Source organism: Acinetobacter sp. RIT698 (assembly GCF_009668065.1).
Lineage (GTDB): Bacteria > Pseudomonadota > Gammaproteobacteria > Pseudomonadales > Moraxellaceae > Acinetobacter > Acinetobacter guillouiae.
This window is the reverse complement of sequence record NZ_WJYH01000040.1, coordinates 1-19,355: the sequence shown is the minus strand read 5'-3', so window position 1 is coordinate 19,355 and position 19,355 is coordinate 1. Positions and strand designations below refer to the sequence as shown.

The window sequence follows — 19,355 nt, the reverse complement described above, 5'->3', positions numbered from 1 at the left end:
TTAGTTTTTCTAAATAACAAAAGTGTAATTTTAAAGTCATTCTGATGTATATCGCCCTCTTTAATAATCAAGGTCTAAACACAACAGTAAAAGGAACATTCAATGAAATTCTCACAAAATAACATGACCAAACTGCGTAATGCCTTGTTTGGTGTAGTGATACTCATTAGCGCGACCAATGCTATGGCTCATGTTGATTTAACCAGCAGTACACCTGCAATGAATGCATCCATTACGACTGCACCTAAAAGTTTAGTGCTTAATTTTAGTGGAGAAGTCATGTTAATGAATATCAAGTTATTAGATGCGCAAAGAACCAATATTCCACTTAACTATAAAGTGAATCATGATCTAAAAAAAATATTTAATGTCCCGGTTCCCGAACTTAAAAAAGGCAAATATTTTGTTGTTTGGACAACAATGGGCAAAGATGGGCATAACATGAACAATGAATATAGCTTCACAATTAAATAAAACCAAAGAAATTGAAGATTGACGAACAACATTTCAGCAAGCGACTGAACTGTTGTTCGGATGTGTTGGCATTTTATCAATGGTCTGAGTTGTCGCAAACTGAGACAAATTGTCAACAGGCTCGAATAAAGGAAAAAAATAATGTTCGAATTCTGGATCTGGTCAACTTGGCTAACAAAAATTACCTTATATCTCAGTACTGCTTTTATGATTGGTGGTGCTTTTTGTTATTTTTTACTTTGGCGTTATACCAGCATAAAAGTAACACTACTCAAGTATATGCATTTAGGTGCGACATTAGGTCTGGTTGGAAGCACTTTAGGCTTTTTTATTTTGGTAGGTAGCTTTGCCAATACGGGGCTTTCTGGCATTTTTGATCAAACCTATCTCAATATTCTTTTAAATACAGACACTGGGCAAATACACATTGTCAGAATTATCAGTTTTGCCTTAATTTTTCTGCTTTTAACGATCAAATTGGGCAAAAAAACTACCCATATTACCACTTTTGAAAAAATACTATTTGCGGTATTGCTTATCCCTATTCTTTATAGCTATTCCCAAATCGGGCATGTCACCAACTTACCATTTTTTGCTCAAATTCTACTCAGCATTCATGTGTTTTTCATGTCGTTATGGATGGGCTCACTCTATCCGTTATGGAAAATGAGCCATAAAATCAGTGGCCGATCGTTAAGAAAACTCATGGAGGCATTTGGGCGAATTGCAGCTTATGTTGTCGGAATATTAATTCTCTGTGGTATCACAATTGCATTATTTTTATTTAAAGATTTGAATACTTTAATCTATACCTCCTATGGTCATGGTTTTGTTCTTAAACTGGCATTTGTGGGGATTATTTTATTACTTGCTGCTTTCAATAAATGGTTCCTTACTCCACGCCTTGAAGAACCTTTATTTGCACAATATTTAAGTTGTGCCATTTTATTTGAAATGTATCTGGGTTTATTGATTCTACTCACCACCAGTTATATCACCACAGTGGTTGGGATTGATTAAAAAATACGGATATGAATCATTGAATTGAGAGCATTATCTTGCGCTATAAACAAAACAATGTATTGTTCTTTCCCAGATAAAAAATGATCATGTTGAATGAATGATATGGGTATTGAAAGTCCCTTCTCCCTCTGGGAGAAGGCTAAGATGAGGGCGCTTTTATGTTGATTGATGCTTTAAAATGATTGATAAAAGAAGCCTTATATAAGCAATAATGAACTATGATTAAAACAAAGAGTATCAGCAAAACATCGTTTAAGAAAATATATTTTTAGGGGCTGTTCATAAACTAAATTTATATTGACAACAAGGTGTTATAAAAACTTGAATTGTTTTACTTGACCTTACCATTATGTCAAAGTTTAGGATTTAGATCATGGAATAAGACTTATAGGTATGACTTATGGAAAATAGATCACATGATCGTGTTTCTGATTTGAAAAGCAGTTTACAAATCAAAGGTATGAGCTGTGCAAGTTGTGTTAGTCGAATAGAAACAGCGCTTAAAAAAGTCGATGGTGTAACTCAAGCATCTGTGAATTTAGCCACTGAACGTGCAGAAATTACATCTAACACTCCCATTGACCGAGAGGCATTGATCAAAGCTGTTGAACATGCGGGATATGAAGTTGCTGATGCAGCCACTGAATTATCAATAGATGGAATGACCTGTGCCTCATGTGTCAGTCGTGTTGAAAAAGCGCTAAAAGCCGTTCCCGGTGTTAAAGAGGCAAATGTAAATCTCGCAACTGAACGCGCAACAATCACTGGTACTGCCAATGTTGCGGCTTTAATCGCAGCGATTGATAAGGCGGGTTATGATGCCAAAGAAATTCAAACCGCTATCCCAGATCAAACAGAACACCTAGAGAAAAAAGATCAAGAACGCGCTGAACTAAAACGAGACCTTATACTTGCCACTATTTTTGCGTTACCTGTTTTTATTCTAGAAATGGGTTCACACCTTATTCCAGGCATGCACCACCTGATTGCTCAGACCATCGGGATACAAAATAGCTGGTATTTACAGTTTATTCTGACCACACTAGTTTTGGTGATTCCGGGTCGAAGATTCTATATCCACGGATTACCCGCTTTATTGCGTTTAGCGCCAGATATGAACTCGCTAGTTGCTGTAGGCACCTTGGCAGCTTATCTATTTTCCATCGTCGCGACATTTATACCCAGCATCTTACCTGCTGGAACAGTCAATGTTTACTATGAGGCAGCTGCGGTTATCGTTGCCTTAATTTTACTCGGTCGTTTTCTTGAGGCAAAAGCCAAAGGAAGAACCTCAGAGGCAATTCAGCGCTTAGTCAGTCTACAAGCCAAAGTGGCACATGTTTCTCGTAACAATCAAATCGTAGATATTCCAATCGATCAAGTTGTCGTAGGTGACTTTATCATTGTCAAACCGGGTGAACGTGTTCCTGTTGATGGAAAAGTCATTGAAGGCAAAAGCTTTGTAGATGAGTCAATGATTACCGGTGAACCGATCCCTGTCGAGAAAAAAATAGACAGTGAAGTGGTCGGTGGCACTATCAATCAAAATGGCACATTAAGCTTTAAAGCTGTCGCTGTAGGCGGCGAAACTATGCTTGCACAAATCATTCGTTTGGTTGAGCAGGCACAAGGCTCGAAAATGCCCATTCAAGCTGTAGTTGATAAAATCACCTTATGGTTTGTACCAGCTGTAATGGCTGCTGCTGTACTGACTTTCTTGATTTGGTTGATTTTCGGCCCTTCCCCTGCTTTAACATTCGCATTAGTCAATGCTGTTGCTGTGCTGATTATTGCCTGCCCTTGTGCAATGGGTTTAGCAACGCCAACCTCAATTATGGTCGGAACAGGTCGTGGTGCTGAACTCGGTGTACTGTTCCGTAAAGGCGAAGCATTACAACTACTGAAAGATGCCAAAGTTGTTGCTGTAGATAAAACAGGTACATTAACCGAAGGCCATCCTGTACTAACAGATTTTGAAGTCACTGAATTTTTTCAACGTGATCATGTCTTAAGTATGGTGGCAGCCGTTGAATCTCGTTCTGAGCATCCGATTGCTAAAGCCATCGTAGATGCTGCAATCAAAGAAAATCTGACCTTACCCAAAGTGAATCAATTTGATTCTGTGACCGGTATGGGGGTCTATGCAGCTATAGATGAAAATGGAGACATTCATATTGGTGCTGATCGTTATATGCTGCAACTTAATATTGATATTTCACCTTTTGCAAGTGCAGCGCAACGTTTAGGTGACGAAGGTAAATCACCGCTTTATGTAGCAATTAATGGCAAGTTGGCAGGGATAATTGCAGTTGCAGATCCAATTAAATCAACCACGCCAAGTGCCATTAAAGCCTTACATCAACTCGGTCTTAAAGTTGCGATGGTGACAGGTGATAACGCCCGTACAGCACAAGCCATTGCTCGCCAGCTCGGTATTGACGAAGTGATTGCGGAAGTTCTACCTGAAGGAAAAGTCAAAGCGGTACAAAGCCTAAAAGCAAAATATGGCAATATTGCATTTGTTGGTGATGGGATCAATGATGCGCCCGCTTTGGCTGAAGCCGATGTCGGTCTTGCGATTGGTACAGGTACAGATGTTGCGATTGAGTCGGCAGATGTTGTATTAATGTCAGGTAACTTGCAAGGTGTTGCCAATGCCATTGCACTATCAAAAGCCACCATCGGCAATATTCATCAGAATTTATTCTGGGCATTTGCTTACAATACCATGCTGATTCCAGTTGCGGCTGGGCTACTCTATCCTGCTTATGGCATCCTGCTTTCGCCAATATTTGCAGCAGGTGCAATGGCTTTATCCAGTGTATTCGTGTTGGCCAATGCCTTACGTTTACGTCGTTTTCAACCCGCTTCTACTTTCGAGTAGAAGCTTGTAGAGAGAATCACCATGAATATTGGAAAACTGTCTCAAACTGTTGGAATATCTGCCAAAATGATTCGTTATTATGAACAGATTGGTCTGATTCCAGCCGTGGGTCGAAGTAATGCAGGCTATCGCTCCTATTCTGACCAAGATGCTGAACGGCTCAAGTTTATTCGAAGTTCAAGATCACTTGGATTTTCAGTTGCAGAGATCGCTGATCTTTTAGATTTGTGGAACAATAAAAATCGACACAGTGCAGATGTAAAGCAACTCGCACTCTCGCATATCGAAAAATTGGAAATCCGTATTACTGAACTACAGAAGATGACCAATACCTTGCAAAATTTAATCAATTGTTGTGCTGGTGATCATCGACCGAATTGTCCGATTCTTGAGGGATTGCAGAAGCAAGATATTGAACTTCAAGAAAGCTACCATCAAAATGATTTTCTCTCTGTTTCACCACTTGCACAGCAAAAAGCTAAATAAGATTTAAATCCTCCCCCTTGCGAAGTAATACTTCTCACCTTTGAAAAAGGAGGGAGCTTTTCATTACTTAAATGAATTGATTTTCATGCAGTTCTCTTCTTTTTCAGTGCAAAGGGGCTTGCACTGCCTCATATTACAGTGAAAGGTTTAATTTAACTTGCGTAGGCGATACCTTACTTTTCAGAGATGAAAAGTAACAAAAATCTTTCGTATGGCGAGGGGTACATCCTTATACCCCCGCCAAACGGCGACATCCTTGTCGCCATGCGGTAGAAACACCGTGTAGGATTCAATGATGAAAAGGTACTTGCACAGCTTTAACTTAAATTGAGAAGTTTTAATTATTTTATGTAAGTTCTAGATCTTACATAAATCAAAAAATGATCTTAAAGCGTAAATTGTATTGATATTGAAAGTTCCTTCTCCCGCTGGGAGAAGGCTAGGATGAGGGGGCTTTTATGTTGAATTTGGGGTTAGCACTGCCCCATCTTACGGTGAAAAGTTTAAATTTAATTTGCGTAGGCAATACCTTAGATAAAAACCTTTCTCCTTGCGAAGATAATCCTCCCCCTTACGAAGTAATACTTCTCACCTTTGTCAAAGGAGGGGGCTTTCCATTACTCAAATTAATTAAGTTTCACTTAACTCCATCGCCCTAACGTCAACATCCATGTCGCCATGCGGTAGCTACGCCCTGTGTGATTCAATGATGTAAAAAGCAAAGCGACTTAATTTATACTCCTCTATTTAAATTTTAAACCCATAAAAAAACTGCAATCGATTAACGATTGCAGTTCCATTTTTTAAACAGTTCTAGCTTATTTCAGACTATAGGCAATCACATAGTCACCATGATCAGGAGATTGTCGAGCACCGCCCGCAGTCACCATCACATATTGCTTACCTGTTTTAGGTGAAACATAGCTGATTGGCGTTCCTTGGCTACCGACAGGTAAGCGTGATTTCCACAACTCTTTACCTGAAGATGAATCCAAGGCACGTAAGTAATAATCTTGCGTTGCTGCAAAGAAGACTAAGCCACCTTGTGTTGCCATTGGTCCACCAATGGTAGGCATACCAATCGGTGCTTTTAATCCCATTTTTATGCCCATAGGTCCAGTGTCTTCGACTGTTCCCATCGGCACTTGCCAAGCGATCTGACGAGTTTTCATATCAATGGCAGTCATGGTGCCATAAGGCGGTTTTTGACATGGAATATTCAACTTCGACCAGAAGCGATCTTTATTGACTTTATACGGTGTACCTTTCATCGGTACAGCGCCCATACCTGTATTGACCTTTTCACCACCATTTGCCTGAATTGCCAAATCTTCAGGTGTTTGTTCGATCAACTGAATCCATAAACCTAAACGCATGTCGTTGACAAACATATATTGATGGCTTGGATCAAAGGCAATACTGCCCCAGTTCATGCCACCCAAAGAGCCTGGGAAACTTAAAGATTTATCTTTACCCGGTGCAGTATATAAGCCTTCATAACGCATAGATTTAAAGCCGATACGACACATCAGCTGGTCAAATGGTGTTGCACCCCACATATCCGATTCAGTCAAAGTTTGATTACCAATTTGTGGCATTTCAACAGAACGTGGTTGAGTTGGGCTATATTGTTCACCCGGAATATCCGCAGCTTTCACGGGCTGTTCAATTACCTTGGTTAATGGTTTACCTGTTAAGCGATCCAATACAAAGAATTGTCCAGATTTGGTTCCAATCACCACAGCAGGTTGATTCTTACCACCTTTCATTGGGAAATCAACCAAGCTTGGTTGCATCGGTAAATCAAAATCCCATAGGTCATTATGAACAGTTTGATAGACCCATTTTTCTTTACCTGTGCTTGCATCTAAAGCCAATACGGATGAATTGTATTTATGATCCAAAGGTTGACGGTTGCCTCCCCAAACATCCACAGATGAGCTACCCATTGGTAAAAATACTGTGTTCATTTTTGGGTCATACGACATTGCTGCCCAAGAGTTTGCAGAACTGCGTTTATAGGTTTCACCTTCTTTTAACACATAGTTTGGATCAGGATTACGTGGATCAAATGCCCAGCGCAATTGACCTGTGATCACATCATAAGCACGAATCACCCCACCCGGCATATCTGCGGCAAGGTTATCTGCAATACGACTACCAACTACAATCACTGTACCCGCAATAGTTGGTGCAGAGGTCACTTCAAAACGTGGCGCGGTGGTTCCTTCACCCAAACCTTTGAGTAAATCAACCGTTCCATCAATACCAAAATCTTTACAACGTTCACCGGTATCAGCATTGACCGCAATTAAACGACCATCTGGTGTGTTGGTATAAACACGGCGTAGACAAGCGGTATTATTAGCGACAGCTTGAACAGGGGTTGCACCAGCCAAAGTCGGTTGAGTTAGTGCTTGGGTTGAATCGAAGTAAGCCACACCACGACAACGTTCCCATGCATCCGATTTAGAGTTTACTTCGGCTTTCCAAAGCTGTTTACCTGAGTCAGCCTCTAAAGCAAAAATATTGTTATGTGGTGTACATAAGAAAATCTTGTTGCCCACCTGTAAAGGGGTCATTTGATCTTCTGCACCATTGCCTGAACCCGTGGTGAAATCACCTGTACGAAAACGCCATGCTTCTTTGAGTTGATGGACATTATCACGGGTAATCTGATCAAGTGCAGCAAAGCGACTGCCGCCTGCATCCTGACCATAATTCTGCCAATTGCTTTGTTTCATGTCCGCTTGAACAGGAACCAATGGCAATGCCTGACCTGTTGCTGCAACCGTTGGATGTGGTTGAAACATTTGATAAAGCCCAATCAACATGCCTAAAACTGTGAGTGCACCTAAGCCATAAGCTGGCAAACTCGCACTCGGTTGAAACTGGTAACGGCGAATCGCGGGCAAAGTAAACATCAAGGCAGCAAATAAACCTGCTGGAAACATCAGTCTTGAAAATAAAGGCCAAAATTCCCAACCTGCATCTAGCAATGACCAAATAATTGTGCCCACAAAAACCAAACTAAATAACCAGACACCGAGCGTTTTTTTCTTAAATATAAATATCGCTGATGCCAGTGTGAATACACCAGAAATCACGAAATACCATGATCCTCCAAGTGTTACCAGCTTAGCACCACCAACGGTAAAGAATAGCCCTGTCACAAGTAAAGCCAAAGCTAATATAAAACACCATATTTTTAATACGGTATGTGTCCTTGTAGACTCAGTCATAGGTCATACTCCTAGATTAGAAATTCACACGTATACTCAAACCAGCAACCCATGCATCATCCACTTCTTTTACACCCGCAGGCTGATGGATATATTGTAGGTTGGGTCGTAGCATGACCGCAGGTGACCATTGGTAGGTATAGTTCAGTTCAACATTGAGCTCATCACGTTGTACGGGCACATAATCTGTTGCGAACCTATCGTACTGGTCATAGCCATGGCTGTTGTTGGTTGCAATTTGGCGATCTTTATAACGATCATTGACCATATAATTTGCAATACCAAATCCGATTGAATCATTTGGGCGACTGTCAAAAGGCCCTTTGTACCAGAAAGCAAGTTGTTGGGTACTTTGTACTGCCGTGGTGGCTTTATCATTGACCACAGCATTAAAGCTCACGAACAAACCACGTTTAGGATCTTGGCCTTTTTGGCTCAGTTGTTGTTGTGCATTGAGCCAAAAACTATGTTTGCTATCATGCACCTTGCCTGCAATCGCAATATCATTGGCTTCTGCTGTCGAGTACAGCGCGCCGACTTTATACTCGCCTGCTAAACCATCAAATGCTGCTAGTTTTGGACGCCATGCCAGCTCTACTGGAATAGTGGCACCTTTAACATTTCGCATATCCAAGTTAAAACCATCGTTTTTACCAGTTTTAATGTTGTCAGGATTGACTTCATAAACACCGACACCCAGTGTCCACTCAGGTGCAAATTGGTACTTCACATTGGTTCCCCATAAACCTACAGGTAAGTTGTACCAAATTGAACCAATGGATTTGCCTAGTTGTCCGCCACAAAGTAATAAGTTTTGGAACTCGCATTGTGAACCATTAAAGTCATCCGACATGCCCATACGGCCAATCTTGAATTGAACCGTATTGTCAGCAAAGCCCTTTTTGACCCATGCTTGGGTCAGGCGCCAGATTTTGCCTCGTCCATAAATTTCTTGTGAATTGCCCAAAGCACCAGAACGTGGGTCTTTAATGCTTTCTAAAGTTAAAGCATTACCATCACGCTTGGTGATTAAGATATTGGCTGTGGTATCTTTCCAGCCCGCGATTTTATTTAAATCAAAGTTTGCACCCAATGCCAGTTGCGCTGCATTTTCAAAGCTGTTGTTGTCGTGATAGCCACCGTCTAAATTGGTTGCAGCTTGGCTCATGATAGATGCAGTAAATTTATAGCCGTCTTTTTCCAGTTGTTGGCGTTGTCCATTCCAATCGCCCAATAACCATTGACGATCTTGTGACCAAGCTTGCTCAGCAAAACTACTCTGAGCCATACATACTGCAACTGCCAAACAACTCAGTTTGATCGATAATCCATTTGAACTCATATTAAGCATCCTTACTTTTATTTAAGTTTTACCGCTGAGCTAAGTTCAGATGTTGCACCTAGACGATCTGTGATATTTGCCGTAACAGATGCAACTTTCATTGTCGGTTTCCAAGTCACGCTTGCTGTGCCTTGGGCATTGGTTGCAACAGTGCTTGAGCCTAAGTAAAACTCGGCTTCATTTGCGCTTGCTTGTGAGTTTCCAAAAAATTCAACTTGATAACGTTGATTTGGTTGTCCTTTTACTTCTACCGCAATTTGACCTTTTGCTAGGGTCAATTTAGGTGCTTGAATATTTTGATTTGGTTGTGGATTACAGCCTTGTTCATTGGGTTGCTGGCAGGTCTTTTGTAAGTTTGCTGGATCAATTTTTACTCCATGACCACGTGAACCGACAAAGTGCGCATGTTCTAATCCCGGAATATCAAAAATGATTGCACCTAAACGTTGATTGGGCACACAGCTTCCACCCGCTTCACAGCGTTTGATGTCTTTGCCATTATTCCAAATTTGATTTTTGGTTAATGTGATACGCGCATTGGCATCTTTTTCTGAACGAATCGCAACACCGACTCGATTGCCATGGACTTTATTGCTGTCAAAAATATTGCCATCACCGGTGAGGTTAAAGCCGTTGGAGTTATTGGTGAGTTCGTTATAGGCAATATAATTGCGTTTGCCCCAGTTGATCTGTAAACCATCTGAATAGTTTTCAAACTTGTTGCCAATCACGGCATTGTCATTGCCCCATAGAATTTCAATGCCTTGTGATGGCTCTGGGTTTGCAGTGGTTGAAATAAAGTGGTTATTGGCAACCAAGTTAAATGCAGCACCACGGGTTAACTCAAGTCCATCACCATTGTCTTGGAAATAGTTATTCAGCACTTTGTTGTTATTGGTGGTAGTCGCAGTCGGATTCCCTTTACCATCATCCCCTGTCAACATCACCCCTGCACCGCCATAGTTGTGCATAATACGGTTATTTTGGATCAGGTTATTGCTGGCACGGTTCATCAAGATCCCAATACAAAAACGACGAATCTCTAGTCCTTGAATGCTGACCCCGTTGATGTCACGTAACACAATCCCCGGTAAAGTTGTGGTACGAACATTGGTTCCGAACTGCCCCTCAACAGCTCCCGGACATGCTTCAACCCCTGTGCCTTTAATATAATTTGAGCCATCAATCGCGATAAACTCACCTGTTTTTGCCCATTGTGTACCAATGATTTTTACGGGTGCTTTAATTTCTGGCAGTGGACTGTTGACCTTAATGGCATAAGGCGCTTGCCCAACCGCTTGAATCAAAATCTCACTGGCTTCACTTGGCTTGCTGTTGGCTTGCTCAATCGCCCAGCGCAGTGAACCTTTTTCATGATCATCCTGATAGCGATCCACCACATAGCTTTCTGCCATTGCCAAACCAGAAACCGCTAAGCCAAGTGCCAACGTTGTTAAACGTAATGAAATCATTTTCATGTCTAAAAAATCCTTGTAATTTATGGTGTAGGTTGAACGGTTTTTAATAACTGTTTGAGTTGGGTCACATCAATTTGACCGGGCGCAGAAGCTTCACCGATCATGCCAAAACTAAAGCTGCCGCCCATATTGGCGGTGGCAATTCGAGAAATCGTCCCGAGTTTACCCATCGACATGGTGAGTAATGGTTTTTTAGATTGTTGGCTGACTTTTAAAGTGGCATTCATCAAAGTAAATACATCTTGTTTGCTTTGTGGCATCACTGCGATTTTAAGAATATCTGCACCAAGCTGATCTTGTTTAAGCAAGCGTTGAACGATTTCTGCTTCATCAGGGGTCTTTTTAAAATCGTGATTGGACATCACAATCAATACTTTTTTCTCATGTGCCAATTTAACGGTGTTTTTCACCACTTGCTGATCTCGGAACATTTCCACATCCAACATATCCATAAAGGGTTGGCGTAAGTAGGCTTGATAGGTTTTGCCATAATCTGCATCACTGATGGTCAGTTGCCCGCCTTCGTTATGGGTACGAATGGTGGCGATCATGGGTTTAGCCCCTAAAATCTGTTTAAGCTCATGTCCTAAAGCAATCACTTGCTTAGTGTCACTGGCAAAGTTGAGGAGGTCTATGCGGAACTCTGCCAAATCAGCATCTGGATTGCTGGCAATAACTTTTGCTTGTGCTAAGGCTTGTTCTTTGGTTTTTGCTGTAATCGGGACAATGGTTTTTACTGGGAGTTTTGCCAGTTCTGCAAGTTCAACTGGGCTTGGTGAAACTGGTTGCGCCTGTGTCATTTGAAGGGGCAATATTGGGCTAAGTGCAAGCATCAATGCCGCAAGTTTTTGTAGTTTCATTTTTCATCTTCCTGAATAAATTATCCGTTTGTATATCGCGTTTTCGCTTGATTACGATTTCATTTAAGTGCTTTTCGTTTATCTTAATCCCTCCTCATCCCTCCCTTGCGGAACTTCAATCGTTCCTCACCCTTTTTAAAAGGGAGGGGTATCGCGAATCTCAAGACTTCAATAACTTCATATCAAGCCCACCTTTTAAAAAGGAGGCGTGTCACAAATCTCAAGGCTTCAATAAGTTCGTGACAAGCCCCCTTTAAAAAGAGATTTAGGCGATTCCTAGATATCAAAAAACACCGTTTCGTCTTCACCTTGAATGCGAATATCAAAGCGATACACGATTTCACCATCGACTTCACTGCGTTTTGCAATCAGGGTTTGGCGGCGGACTGCCCACTCAATACTGTTGAGTACAGGATCATTGGCGTTCGCTTCAACTTCATCGTCAAAATAAATACGGGTATGCAAACCAATGTTGATTCCACGAGCAAAGAGTGCGACGGCAATATGTGGTGCTTGGATTGAGCCTTTACGCCCTGCTACAGCCCCCGGTTTAATGGTGTCAAAACTCCAAAAACCTGTTTCAAAATTTGCGCCTGTACGCCCCCAGCCCTGAAAATGAGCATCGGCTGTTTTGCCTTGGGTATCGGCCTGACTTGGATAAACCCCATTGGCATCGGCTTGCCAGATTTCCAATAAGACATCTCGTAATGGCAAACCCAGCCCATCAAACACTTGACCTTCAATACGGATGCGTTGGCCTTGAGTATGTTGCTTCACCAATTGGTTATCGAAGCTATGTTCAAATACTTCAATATTGGCTTGTTGTGGCAATAAACCGATATGTACATAAGGACCACCTGTTTGTGATGGGGTTTCCTTAATTTCCTGAAAATTCCATGCATTCATTGTGTGAGTTCCTTAAGTCAAATCATTTTCAAAATAAGTCGCACGACGACCACGTAGATGAATATCAAAGCGGTAACAACGACTATCTGATTCAATGAAATTGTTTTTATCTTCTAATGCGATCAAGGCACGACGCTGATCTTCAGATGGAATGGTTTTTAAAATCGGGCAAGTATCTATCAGGGTATCGCCCTCAAAATAGAACTGCGAAATCAAACGTTGTGCCCAACCATCTGCAATCAATGAAAAATGGATATGCGCTGGACGCCATTCATTGATTCGGTTACGCCACGGATATGGTCCCGGTTTAATGGTACGGAAAATATAAAAACCATTTTCATCAGTTAAGGTACGACCACAGCCACCAAAGTTAGGATCCATTGCGCCAATAAATTTGTCATTTGGATGGCGATAACGACCCGATGCGTTGGCTTGCCAAACTTCCAATAAGGCGTTTTTCACAGGGCGACCAAACTGGTCACGCACATAACCATGCACAATAATTCGCTCACCGACTGGGAGTCCTTCTTTGGCATAGTTCAAAATCAAATCATTGTCTTTTGCACCAAAAATTTCAGGTGAAAAATGCGGTGAAGTGACTTCAGTTAATGTTTCATTAATCGAGATCAATGCATTTTTGGGCGAGCGTAATACACTGGTTTTATAGCCTGGTGTATATGCTGGCGGGTGATCTTCTGTATTCCGTTGCGGATATGCACCCAATGTATGACTTAACATGCCTATCTCCTTAATCCTGTTGTTGTGCAGCGACAGGTTGCACTTCTATTCCGAGTTCTTTAAAAACATCTTCAGCCATGTGCATTGCAGCATTTGCGGCTGGCAGTCCCGCATACAATGAGCTGTGTAAAATCAGTTCTTTGAGTTCGTCCTTGGTAACGCCATTGTTAAAGCAAGCACGTAGATGCATTCTGAGTTCATCTTCTCGTCCCAATGCCAACAAGATAGCAATGGTGACTAAACTGCGGGTGTGCCGTGGTAAACCTTCACGTGACCACACCTCACCCCAAGCAAAACGGCTAATAAAGTTTTGAAAATCTTGGTTAAAGTCATTCAAGTTTTCTAAAGAACGACCGACATGTTTTTCACCCAAGACTTCGGTGCGGACCTGTAGTCCTTGTTGGTAACGTTGTTCATCATTCATTGAAATTGTCCCTCTTTGTGATCTTATGTCTGATCTTGAGAAAGTTAGCTTGCATCGGTATGCGCCACTAAGGATTTAACAAAAATTGCCACAGCCGCAGCGGTTGCAGGAATCATCAATAAGCTTAAAATTGCGGTAAATGACCAATCATTACCCAGCAAAACAGCACCAATCCAAGCCCCAAACACTGCGCCAAAACGGCCGATCCCTGTCATCCATGCCACACCTGTTGCACGACATTGAGTTGGGTAAAAACGGGCACTTAACGCTGGCATTGCAGATTGCGCACCATTGATTGCAACCCCTGCACATAACACCAAAATGGCCAATAATGTTGGGTTGCTGAGGCTTTGACCTACGGCAACAGCAAACAAGCCTGCGATAAAATAGAATGCTGAAATAATGCGGTTTGGGTTAAAACGATCCATTGCCCAACCAATAAATAACGCACTCAACACACCACCAAACTGGAATAGACCGCCAATAAATGCCGCGCGTTCCATGGTTGCGCCGGTTTCACGCATCAATGTTGGTAACCAACTGGTCAGTAGATAAATCACCACCAAGCCCATAAAGTAGGTTGACCATAACAACACTGTGCCTTTGGCAAATTTTTGGGAAAACAACATGCCAAATACATTTTTCTTTTGTGCCACAGCAGACTGTTCTTCTGGGATATAAAAGCTGTCAGCAAGCTGTACTTTTTCAGGCGCAATATGGCTCAGGATTTTGCGAACTTTTGCAGCATCTCGACCTTTAACAATCAAGAAACGATATGACTCAGGTAACAGCACAATCACCAATACCATCAGGATCAATGGTGAAATACCACCGAGCAAAAATAAGCTGTGCCAACCAAAGGCTGGAATCAACCAACTACTGACAAAACCACCTGTGGCCATACCCAAGTTATAACCACAAAACATACAGGTCACGAGCAGTGAACGAACACGGTTCGGGCAGTATTCTGAAAACAATGTGGTGGCGTTTGGCATTGCTGCGCCTAGACCAATACCAGTTAAAAAGCGCAGTACAACCAAACTGTCTAAGTTTGGCGCATATGCGGATGCCAAGGTAAACCCACCAAAGATCAACATTGAAATGGTTAATACAATCTTGCGTCCAAAACGATCCGCAGTAGGTCCTGAAACCAATGCACCAATGATCATTCCACCCAGTGCTGCACTCATCACAGGTCCAAGTTGAGAGCGATCAATCCCCCAATCTTGTGCCAAAGCAGGTGCAATAAAGCCCATCGCAGCCGTATCAATTCCATCAACAAATACAATGAGAAAACAAATAATTGCAATCATCCATTGATACTTGCTGATCGGTGCATCATTAATGAGTGCCTGAGCATCCATACTATTTTTTGGGGCAGCAAATTCCTGTGCCATAGTTGCCTCCTTGTAGGCGAATTCCTTTCTAACCCTAGACGGTTATATGTTCTGAATAAACTTGGACAATGCCTGATTGAACACTTGTGGTTGTTCAATATTGGACAAATGAGAAGCTGCCAAGATTTCAAGTTGACTGGTTGGAATGGATTGATGCATAAATTCTGCATCCTGAACCGTCGTTACAGGGTCATATTGACCTGCGATAATTAAAGTCGGGATTTGAATTTGATTGAGCTGATCTCGAACATCGGCATCCGCCAATGCTCGACACGCATTGGCATAGCCTTGTGTAGGCGTCACAGCTAAACTTTGAATGGTTTTTTGAGCAAGCACATCATGTGCATAATCAAAATGCTCACTAAACCAACGTGTATGTGTGGTTTTGACAATCTCAGCCAGTCCGTGTTGCTCAACGCTATCGGCACGGGTAGTCCATGCTTCAGCTGTACCGATTTTGGCGGCTGAATTTGCAACGGTGATGCTATAAAAGCGCTCAGGGTATTCAATTGCCAATGTGAGTGCAGTAATACCACCCATTGAAATTCCACAAAAATGTGCTTTTTCAATATGCCATGTATCTAAGATATCAATCACATCGTCTGCAAAGTTTTGCAGTGTACTGTTGGCAATCACATCACTCGCACCATGCCCGCGGGTATCATAAGTGATGATCTGATAGTGTTGCGCCAAAGCATCTACTTGCGCTTGCCACATACCATGATCCGTTCCGAGTGAGTTAGAAAATATAATCACTGGTGCATCTTTTACGCCTTGGATTTGAACCGCAAGTTGCTGTCCTTGACGATTGTTAATTTTCATACTGATTTTCATCATTTAGACACTCCTTGTGCTGCTTGTAGTACGGCATCAATTTGTGCCTGAATATTGCCCAAGTAAGCGGCTGGTTTGAAAATCTCATCTAATGCCTGTGCACTTAGATGGACATTCACCTCAGTCATTGCTGACAATACTGTTTTTAAATGCTGCTGTTGCGCGATGGCTTGTTGACAAGCTTGCTCAACCAAATGATGCGCATTTAAGCGTCCAATTTTGGGTGCCAGTGCCATCATTGCCGCTTCTGCCATGATCAAGCCCTGAGTACACTCAAGGTTACGTTGCATGGCTTGTGCATCGACTTGCATATGTTCAAGCACATCTGTCGTGCGTTCTAAAGCACCTGCGCATAACTGGAAAATTTCAGGAATCACTAACCATTCTGCATGCCAAGTGCCTAAAGCACGTTCATGTTCTTGCAGCATATTTTGGTAGACACTTGCCATTAATGCAGGAACACGATTGGCTGCTGCAAGTACGCAAGCTGCTGCAACTGGATTACGTTTATGTGGCATAGTGGATGAGCCACCACGACCTTTTGCAGTGGGTTCAAAGACTTCAGCAATTTCAGTTTGCATCAACAAAGACCAGTCTTTTGCCATCTTGCCGACATTACCAACGATCAGGGCAAGTACACTGGCAATTTCAACGATGCGGTCACGTTCACCGTGCCATGTACACTCAGGTGAGGTTAAATTCAACGCCGCAGCATAGGCTTTAACCACAGCTGAACCTTGATCTTGTAATGATGCCAATGAACCTACAGCCCCACCAAGTTGAGCAGTAAGTACGCGGCTTTTCATCTCGTTTAGACGATCAAGATCACGTTTAAATGCTGCAGCCCAACGTGCAAACTTATGCCCTAAGGTGATCGGTAAAGCTTGCTGCAACCAAGTGCGACCAATCATGACTTGGGCACGATACTGTTGTGCTTGCTCTAATGAAACTTGATAAGCCTGTTGTACTTGTTTTTCGATCAGCCCTAATGCATCACGGCATTGCAGAATCGTCGCTGTATCAATAATGTCTTGGCTGGTTGCGCCCCAATGCACATAACGCGCTGTGTCTTCATCGTGTTGTTTTACAATCGCAGTAAATTGCTTTACCAAAGGAATCGCAATATTTCCCGCAAGTGCCGTCGCGGTTGCCAATGCTTCAAAATCAATTTTTGCTAAGGCCTGTTGTCCAACTTGTTCAATGATGCTGGCAGCGGATGGTGGAATCACACCCACTTGTGCCTGTGCTTTTGCCAAAGCCACTTCGGCTTGGATCATATAACCCAATAAGGCATGATCGCTAAAGATTGCTGTGACATCAGGCTGATAAAATAAGCTGGCGTATAACTGGCTCATCAGATACCTCACTCAACACGTTGAATAATTAATGCAATACCTTGACCTACCCCAATACACATTGAACATAAGGCATATTCACCTTTGATCTGTTCAAGTTGATTTAAGGCAGTCGTCACCAATCTGGCACCTGATGCACCCAAAGGATGACCTAAGGCAATTGCACCACCATTGGGATTGACGCGTGCATCATCATCTGCCAAACCTAAATCACGGGTTACGGCCAAAGCTTGGGCAGCAAAAGCTTCATTTAGCTCAATCACATCCATTTGCGCTAAACTAAGACCGGCTTGTTTGAGTAGTTTCTTAATCGCAGGCGCTGGTGCAAAGCCCATAATTCTTGGTTCAACACCCACCGTGGTTGCTGCAATAATTTTGCCACGTGGTTTTAATTGGTATTTTTCTACGGCTTCATCTGAAGCAATCAATAACGCTGCTGCACCATCATTAATCCCAGAGGCATTTCCCGCCGTGACCGTGCCATCAGCTTTTACCACACCTTTGAGTTTTGTCAGTGCGGCTAAAGTGGTTGATGCACGTGGATGTTCATCGGTATCCACAAGCAAAGCCTCGCCTTTACGCTGTGGAATAGTGACAGGCACAATCTCATTTTTGAAAAAGCCTTGAGCTTGTGCTGCCGCAGTACGTTGTTGGCTGTTTAGCGCAAACTGATCTTGATCCGCACGGTTAATATCGAATTGCTCTGCCACGTTTTCAGCGGTTTGTGGCATGCTGTCCACACCATACAATTCTTTGAGTTTTGGATTGATAAAGCGCCAGCCCATGGTGGTGTCTTCAATCTTTTGACTACGTCCAAAAGCACTGTCCGACTTACCCATCACATAGGGCGCACGGCTCATGCTTTCTACGCCACCGGCAATGATTAAATCTGCTTCATTGGCTTTGATGGCGCGAGCTGCCATGGCAATTGCATCCAGTGACGATCCACATAGACGGTTCACAGTGGTTGCTGGCACTTGATAGGGCACACCCGCCAATAATGCTGACATACGCCCAACATTACGATTGTCTTCACCAGCCTGATTGGCACAGCCATAAATCACATCATCAACTTGCTGCCAATCTACCGTTGGATTACGCTGTATCAATGCTTGAATTGGAATTGCACCGAGGTCATCTGCGCGTACTGGCGCAAGACCACCGGCATAACGACCAAATGGGGTACGGATGGCATCTATGATGTAAGCGTTTTTCATGTTGTTTATATCCTTAAATAATCTCCCTTGCGCTGCTACAGCAGCAGCTCACCTCTTTGTAAAAGAAGAAGTTCCCCTCTTTCATAAAGAGGGGTTAGGGGAGATTTAATCATTCCGTTAGGAGAGATTTAATCATTCCGCAAGGGAGGGATTTATTATCCCAGTGTCGCATCAATCAACTGAGCACCCGTCAAAGCCTGTAATTCTTCAAAGCTCAGACCTGCAACTTTTTCAAGCACTTTTAAGCCATCAGTAGTCACATCAATCACGCATAGGTCGGTATAGATACGATCAACACAATGCTTACCTGTCACAGGATAGCTCAGTTCTTCAACAATTTTAGGTTCACCTTGCTTAGTCACATGATCTGTGGTGATAAAGACTTTCTTGGCCCCTACAGCCAAATCCATTGCACCACCCACCGCAGGAATCGCATCTGGCGCACCGGTATGCCAATTGGCAAGGTCGCCATTGGCTGCCACTTGGAATGCACCCAATACAGCAATATCCAGATGTCCACCACGCATCATGGCAAAGGAATCACCATGATGGAAAAACGAGCCACCCGTTAGCATGGTCACATATTCTTTGCCTGCATTAATCAGCTCAGGATCTTCTTCACCTTTGGCAGGTGGAGGACCAAAAGCCAATAAACCATTTTCAGAATGCAGGAATACATCTTTGTCTGTTGGCAG

At 42.6% G+C, this 19,355-nt stretch carries 16 protein-coding genes; 4 read left to right on the top strand and 12 right to left on the bottom strand.

All coding sequences use genetic code 11. The features are described 5' to 3' along the window. The first annotated feature begins 102 nt into the window (after positions 1-102). From GJV03_RS16050 to cueR, 4 genes are all read left to right on the top strand, one after another. The gene (locus GJV03_RS16050) at positions 103-474 is read left to right on the top strand and encodes a copper resistance CopC family protein (RefSeq protein ID WP_151956551.1); all 372 of its coding nucleotides are present in this window, start codon (positions 103-105) and stop codon (positions 472-474) included. A gap of 138 nt (positions 475-612) precedes the next feature. Then, complete coding sequence (locus GJV03_RS16045; RefSeq protein ID WP_354666866.1) at positions 613-1,494, top strand: CopD family protein; 882 nt, start codon at positions 613-615, stop codon at positions 1,492-1,494. A 403-nt stretch (positions 1,495-1,897) separates the two neighbouring features. Then, complete coding sequence (locus GJV03_RS16040; protein ID WP_151956553.1) at positions 1,898-4,381, top strand: heavy metal translocating P-type ATPase; 2,484 nt, start codon at positions 1,898-1,900, stop codon at positions 4,379-4,381. Positions 4,382-4,402: 21 nt separating this feature from the next. Beyond that, the gene (gene cueR, locus GJV03_RS16035; RefSeq protein ID WP_154130543.1) at positions 4,403-4,867 is read left to right on the top strand and encodes a Cu(I)-responsive transcriptional regulator; all 465 of its coding nucleotides are present in this window, start codon (positions 4,403-4,405) and stop codon (positions 4,865-4,867) included. An 818-nt stretch (positions 4,868-5,685) separates the two neighbouring features. On the opposite strand, the gene GJV03_RS16030 is transcribed toward cueR, so the two are convergent. From GJV03_RS16030 to GJV03_RS15975, 12 genes are all read right to left on the bottom strand, one after another. Further along, the gene (locus GJV03_RS16030) at positions 5,686-8,109 is read right to left on the bottom strand and encodes a glucose/quinate/shikimate family membrane-bound PQQ-dependent dehydrogenase (protein ID WP_154130542.1); all 2,424 of its coding nucleotides are present in this window, start codon (positions 8,107-8,109) and stop codon (positions 5,686-5,688) included. Between the two features lie 16 nt (positions 8,110-8,125). Further along, positions 8,126-9,451 carry a carbohydrate porin gene (locus GJV03_RS16025; protein WP_154130541.1) on the bottom strand — a complete coding sequence of 442 codons (1,326 nt, stop codon included), beginning with the start codon at positions 9,449-9,451 and terminating at the stop codon, positions 8,126-8,128. A 17-nt stretch (positions 9,452-9,468) separates the two neighbouring features. After that, positions 9,469-10,923: a right-handed parallel beta-helix repeat-containing protein gene (locus GJV03_RS16020; RefSeq protein ID WP_171501868.1), complete on the bottom strand. Its 1,455-nt coding sequence runs from the start codon at positions 10,921-10,923 to the stop codon at positions 9,469-9,471. Positions 10,924-10,949: 26 nt separating this feature from the next. Next, positions 10,950-11,789: a type I 3-dehydroquinate dehydratase gene (gene aroD, locus GJV03_RS16015; protein ID WP_154130539.1), complete on the bottom strand. Its 840-nt coding sequence runs from the start codon at positions 11,787-11,789 to the stop codon at positions 10,950-10,952. A gap of 276 nt (positions 11,790-12,065) precedes the next feature. Then, the gene (gene pcaG / locus GJV03_RS16010; RefSeq protein WP_151803382.1) at positions 12,066-12,695 is read right to left on the bottom strand and encodes a protocatechuate 3,4-dioxygenase subunit alpha; all 630 of its coding nucleotides are present in this window, start codon (positions 12,693-12,695) and stop codon (positions 12,066-12,068) included. Positions 12,696-12,707: 12 nt separating this feature from the next. After that, positions 12,708-13,433 (bottom strand): protocatechuate 3,4-dioxygenase subunit beta, encoded by a 726-nt coding sequence (pcaH, locus tag GJV03_RS16005; RefSeq protein ID WP_004722139.1) that lies wholly within the window; start codon positions 13,431-13,433, stop codon positions 12,708-12,710. Positions 13,434-13,443: 10 nt separating this feature from the next. Beyond that, the gene (gene pcaC, locus GJV03_RS16000; RefSeq protein ID WP_004722141.1) at positions 13,444-13,857 is read right to left on the bottom strand and encodes a 4-carboxymuconolactone decarboxylase; all 414 of its coding nucleotides are present in this window, start codon (positions 13,855-13,857) and stop codon (positions 13,444-13,446) included. Between the two features lie 44 nt (positions 13,858-13,901). Beyond that, on the bottom strand, positions 13,902-15,254 hold the full coding sequence (locus GJV03_RS15995) for an MFS transporter (protein ID WP_056516286.1): 1,353 nt from the start codon (positions 15,252-15,254) through the stop codon (positions 13,902-13,904). Between the two features lie 42 nt (positions 15,255-15,296). Beyond that, on the bottom strand, positions 15,297-16,082 hold the full coding sequence (pcaD, locus tag GJV03_RS15990) for a 3-oxoadipate enol-lactonase (protein ID WP_354666865.1): 786 nt from the start codon (positions 16,080-16,082) through the stop codon (positions 15,297-15,299). A gap of 5 nt (positions 16,083-16,087) precedes the next feature. Beyond that, positions 16,088-17,443 (bottom strand): 3-carboxy-cis,cis-muconate cycloisomerase, encoded by a 1,356-nt coding sequence (gene pcaB, locus GJV03_RS15985; RefSeq protein ID WP_154130538.1) that lies wholly within the window; start codon positions 17,441-17,443, stop codon positions 16,088-16,090. A gap of 8 nt (positions 17,444-17,451) precedes the next feature. Further along, positions 17,452-18,660, bottom strand: a complete 1,209-nt coding sequence (gene pcaF, locus GJV03_RS15980) for a 3-oxoadipyl-CoA thiolase (protein ID WP_154130537.1) — start codon at positions 18,658-18,660, stop codon at positions 17,452-17,454. Positions 18,661-18,815: 155 nt separating this feature from the next. Then, positions 18,816-19,355, bottom strand: a 540-nt coding sequence (locus GJV03_RS15975; protein WP_154130536.1) for a CoA-transferase, incomplete at its 5' end; no start/stop codon positions are given.